Source organism: Endozoicomonas atrinae (assembly GCF_001647025.1).
Lineage (GTDB): Bacteria > Pseudomonadota > Gammaproteobacteria > Pseudomonadales > Endozoicomonadaceae > Endozoicomonas > Endozoicomonas atrinae.
Map to the genome: position 1 here is coordinate 1 of NZ_LUKQ02000330.1, position 4,880 is coordinate 4,880.

At 43.7% G+C, this 4,880-nt stretch carries 4 protein-coding genes and 1 pseudogene; all 5 read right to left on the reverse strand.

What is annotated here, in order from left to right; genetic code table 11:
• Nucleotides 1-128: 128 nt before the first annotated feature.
• Nucleotides 129-641: pseudogene (locus AK963_RS25425) on the reverse strand (helix-turn-helix domain-containing protein); the annotation flags it as partial.
• A gap of 167 nt (nucleotides 642-808) precedes the next feature.
• Nucleotides 809-2,071, reverse strand: a complete 1,263-nt coding sequence (locus AK963_RS25430; RefSeq protein ID WP_066018176.1) for a class I SAM-dependent methyltransferase — start codon at nucleotides 2,069-2,071, stop codon at nucleotides 809-811.
• Nucleotides 2,072-2,122: 51 nt separating this feature from the next.
• Nucleotides 2,123-2,473, reverse strand: a complete 351-nt coding sequence (gene dndE / locus AK963_RS25435; RefSeq protein WP_066018177.1) for a DNA sulfur modification protein DndE — start codon at nucleotides 2,471-2,473, stop codon at nucleotides 2,123-2,125.
• Entirely contained in the window at nucleotides 2,463-4,505 is a 2,043-nt protein-coding gene (gene dndD / locus AK963_RS25440; RefSeq protein WP_066018178.1) for a DNA sulfur modification protein DndD, read from the reverse strand. Before dndD ends, dndE begins: the two co-directional genes overlap by 11 nt.
• Nucleotides 4,502-4,762, reverse strand: a complete 261-nt coding sequence (locus tag AK963_RS25445) for a hypothetical protein (RefSeq protein ID WP_139117655.1) — start codon at nucleotides 4,760-4,762, stop codon at nucleotides 4,502-4,504. Before AK963_RS25445 ends, dndD begins: the two co-directional genes overlap by 4 nt.
• Nucleotides 4,763-4,880: the final 118 nt, after the last annotated feature.

Here is a 4,880-nt window from a genome sequence, read left to right on the forward strand (position 1 = left end):
GTCCTCTCGATTGGTCATGGCGCTGCTCCCTGCTTGATACCAACAGGAAAACAATCGGCCAGAAAAGGGTTAATCGGGAGGTCAAATTAAACTGGTGTTTTGAAGACTTATTACATCGGTGATGACAACGTATCCTGAGATCCCAGGTAACCAGGGTGTGCCGTATCAATCTCACCACAGGCCTCGTCATCCAGCTTCTTGCGCTCAAGAGCCTGGACCTGGGATTCGGTGAGAATAACCCCTTCTTCTGCAACCTTGGCTTCCAGGGCTTTTAATCGCTGTTTGAAGTTGGCCAGATCATTTCTTATCCAAATACTGCGAACGCCACTGGGGGAAACAAACACACCTTTTTTGCGCAGCTCATTCGATACGCGAACCTGACCATGGGCGGGGTCTTGAATAGCGTATTCGATAACGGCATCTTCAACGGTTTGGTCAACACGGTTTTTGTGATTGGGTACCCGGCGACTCTGGTCGAGCAACGCCTCAACACCACCATCGGCCACCGCGTCCCGGTAACGATAGAAAGTGTCTCTGGAGACGCCCATCATCTTGCAGGCTTTGGAGATGTTGCCAAGTTCATCCGCAAGGTTAAGGAGTCCAACCTTGTGTTTAACGATTCGATCAGAAGTATGAATCATGTGGGTTACCATTTTTATGATTTCGATTTCAGGTGATTCACCTTCTTTCTAAATCGGTAACCCTTTCTCTTATTTGAGAAGAAATGTCAGATTAGATCCGAACTTATACACATTATTTTAATCACCAGAAATCTATATAACAACCAAATAAAAAGATAACTTAAATACTATTTCTTACACAATACTGAAAAAAACTCATTTTTATTATCTTTAGAGGACAAATTTCGTCCTCTCTTTCCAATTATTTTCATATTTTGTTTTTTAAGTATACGAATAACATTTTCAGGGTCATGCAAAGTAACAGTTCTTGCCAATCTTTCGCTAAAGCTGATTGATAGTCTGAAAGATATATACAGAACACCATCCTTCTTAAGCATCAGTATCATGCGCGAAATAGCATCCTCTAGGCCCTCATTATTCACATGCTGAAGGACTGCACTAACCCATAGCCCATCAAACAGTGAAGGATAGTGCATATCTAAAACTGATTGCTTCTTAGCATATGCATAAGGATAGGTATTTGTAAGAAAAACCATCTCACCAGATACATCCGTAGAAAGCACCCTAAAACCTTTCTCAATAAAGAATTGTGTATCTCGACCTACCCCACAACCAATATCACATATCAAGCCACCACTTTTTACATGTCCAACAAAACCATCATAGTGGGTTTGCATATCAATATATCTAGTATCCTCAAAATACCCTAGTGCGATCCTATTATAAAATTTAGAGACTCGCATATCTCTGCCACAGAAAACTTCTTTACTTTCAGGCCTTGTTGAAACTAAGCATTCAAGTCTATCATTCAGTTCAAAAATTTTTGATTCAATAGCCCCAGGTAATTCCATGGGAAAGACATATTCCCGAAAGGCATTGTCCCTTCCATGTATTTTAGACTCATGAGCTAGAATTAAGGATTTTAGATGGGCGCTATACCTTGCCAGCAAATCGCTTAAAGCATGGCTATTTACAGCCCATCCTTCTTCCTCAATGACACCTATTTGTTTTTTACCAATTTCTAATATCTGCTCAAGAATTGATTTATCGGCATCAGAAAAAGTTCCTCCACTGCAAAGGTGTCGCAGTGTATTAAAGTTTTTACCCTCTTCTTTGAGTCTTCTCTTTTCTTCCAAAGCAAACGTATCATATAACATCTTGCTTTGTGTCAGAAAGTACCTCATTGGGTAATAGAACTTCCCTAGTCTACTGACAATATCCTCACGCTCTAAACGTAGTTTTTCCTCAAAGAAGGTCATTTCATTATGAAGTAAATTTTTTTTCTTATTTGTCCAGTTTAGATAGCCAAAAACCAAGGAAATGATGGGAACAACTAAACCTGAAAAAATAACTCCATAAAACAGCCAGTCTACTGGCAAATCATATTTTTCAAAAAGCTCAGTTAATGGAGCCGAAGCCTTGGGCAACATATCTATCCCATGAATGCAGAACAAGTAATAATCATATGAAATGAGGGAAGCTTACTCCACCTTTCCCTTACACTTCACAAATAAATCACTGAGATTATTTACTCCAGAAAACAATCCCATTCCATCATCTACCAGCTGGGCAACCACTTTGCCCAGCTCTTCACCTCTTACTTGCTGTCGTATAAGCATGGCGTACAGCTCTGCATGCTCACCCAACAAAGTATTGGTGTTAAACTCCTGCCCATCCTGGTTAGAGTCCACCCGTTTTCTAAGAGAGCCTGACTCCAAGGCATGAGCAATTGCAAGGCGGCACAAGATATTGGGGGTCAGCCCAGTACGGCCTTTAATCATCGTCAGGGTGTCTGTTGCTTTTTTGGAGATACGAATGCGGTTAGGCAACATCTGGAACACACTCCTGCACTACTGACTCTTCCACCAGGCTTTGACCAAAATATTTGCGTTCTAGAAACTCGGAATTCCCTTCTTCCGGAAAGTACTCCACTTCATAGATGTGCGAAATATGCGGCTGTAAAGATTTGAAATAAGCCTGATCAATCTCTGTATCTGTAGAGAGAATTACAACCTGATGACTGGCCGTCGGGAAGTAATTCTCGACCAGTTTACCTCGGTGCTTACTGTCCAGTCGGCCCAGAGGCGTATCAATGATAACTGGGAGCTTACGGCCAGAGGTTCGAGCCAACGCTTCCAATATCGCAATAGCAAAGATCTGCTTTTCACCCGCAGAAAGCTGCTTCTTGTTGATTTCAATACCCTGGTTATTCAATAGGCGAACATCAAAGGTTTTCGGGTCTATCTTTGCCTGCAAGCTGATATCGTCTTTGCGTGCCAGCTTCTGGAAGGAGCTGGTAAACTCCTGCTCCAGTTGAGACACCTTGTTTTCCGTCGCCTGACTGGCAAAGTCGTTAAGCAGTTCGCGGGAACGCTTGGCCATCTGGTAGGCACGGCTACTGAAGAAATTAGAGCTGAACTCCTGCTCTTTTTTCTGCATTTTGCGCATCAGGTCCATCGCTTCACGAAGGGCCTTGCGAGCTTCTTCCTTGGCTAATTGAGCTTTAGCTGTATGACCGGCCTTCTCGTCATTAAACTTTCGAAGCTGCTCCAGCTCATCCTGTAAAAAAGCTTCATCTGGCGCTCGTTCCAGATTTTTACTGGCGTTATCCAGCTGGTGCTGGACATCGGCCAGAGCTTCACCAATTTCAAGAAACTGACCTCGAGCTGCAGGCAATACATCCTTCACCAAATAGCGGATACTGGAAAATTGTCGTTCAGAGCAATCATGGATCACTTCTACAGCTTTCACATCGGCAAAAACATCCGAAAAGGCCTTCTCGACAGCGCTCTCTACGGCCAGTTTATCTTGCAATGTGCTTTCCAGTGACCGTTTCAAAAGATTTAGCTTCTTCGTCATCGTCACTTTAAGCAGCTGCTGTTTTTTATAGTCCTGCTCGGCTTCAAGTTGGGTGAATAACTCTTCGACTTTGTTCAGACTAAGCACCAGTGGGAAAGCTGATGCCATACACTCACGTAATTGATGCTCTAGTTGCTTCTTTTCGGCCACTAACGCATCAACACGCTCTTGCTCTTGTGTTCTGGAGCGGGCCCACTCCCCACCTTTGCTAGAAATGTAGCCTTCAGACTTTTTAACCTCACTCTCAAGCCGCTTTACCTGACGCTTGGCCTCGCTATAGTCATCCATTGACTTTTTATACAGCGAATAAGCCGCTTCATAGGCACTCTTGAGGTCAGCCATTTCCTTTTGATGCTCTTCAGGCATCGCCGCCGTGTTTTTTTCACGAAGATAAATAGCCAGGTCATCACGCATCCGGGTGATGACATCCAGCCCCAGCAGTTTACGGATCGCAGCACCAAGTGCTTTACCGGATGTGTCTTCGGCTAATTCAGCGATTTTTTCCCCATCAAAAAAGAAAAGGTCAGACACTCCAATAGGCACCAATTCATTAAGAAAGCCCTGGCACTGTTGATAGTCCAACTCTTCCAGCAAGTTACCATCTTTTTCAATGCCCAGCGTTTCAGAAATCGGCTCATCAGGAGCCTCTGTATCAACAGCCCATTGTCGCTTGATGGTGTATCGTGATACTTCACCACGAGTTGCGTAACTGAATGTCAGGTGTATATGCGCAGACTTGGCTTGCACCAATGTATTACGACCTTTGTGAATAGACTCACGAAGGTAGGCGTGATATTCCTTGACCGAAACGTTACCACCCAAGCTATGACGGCCGTATAGAGCCAGCCGAATAGCGGTTAATGTGGTGGTTTTACCCGCACCATTTAAGCCACCAAACAGAATAATGGGGCGTTTGCGATTATTGCGGACACGGGGAGCCAAAGAGATTCTTTCTTCTCCACTGATTACCCGGAAGTCACAGATCTTTAACTCTTCCAGGATCATGCCAGCTCCTCATACTTTTCTTTAAGGTCACTCATCTCTTTTTCATAACTGTCGAGCTTTTTAAGACTATCGATACGGTAATCATGACTGTTATCAGCATCCCAGTCCTGCTCCAGCAGGCTTTCCATCTTTCTTAATAAGCCACGCCTTACACTCAAACCCTCCATGGAAAGTTCAAGCTCGATCAGTTTCATAATGAGTTCTGCAGGAACCTGATGTTGCTCTTCAAGCTGCTTTAGCAAATCGGCTGTCATCACCGGCGTAAAAAGTCCTCAAAACACCAGTCCAAAATGACCTGTCGTTAAGTATAGCTTTTTGGGGTGGTCTGCAAGTCTGATAGTTCCAGAAAGTTAAATATTTTACTAAGCTGACTCT

Coding starts and splice junctions, on each gene's coding strand:
- dndE (WP_066018177.1), bottom strand. CDS start 2,473: ATGTTGCCTAACCGCATTCGTATCTCCAAAAAAGCAACAGACACCCTG.
- AK963_RS25430 (WP_066018176.1), bottom strand. CDS start 2,071: ATGTTGCCCAAGGCTTCGGCTCCATTAACTGAGCTTTTTGAAAAATAT.
- dndD (WP_066018178.1), bottom strand. CDS start 4,505: ATGATCCTGGAAGAGTTAAAGATCTGTGACTTCCGGGTAATCAGTGGA.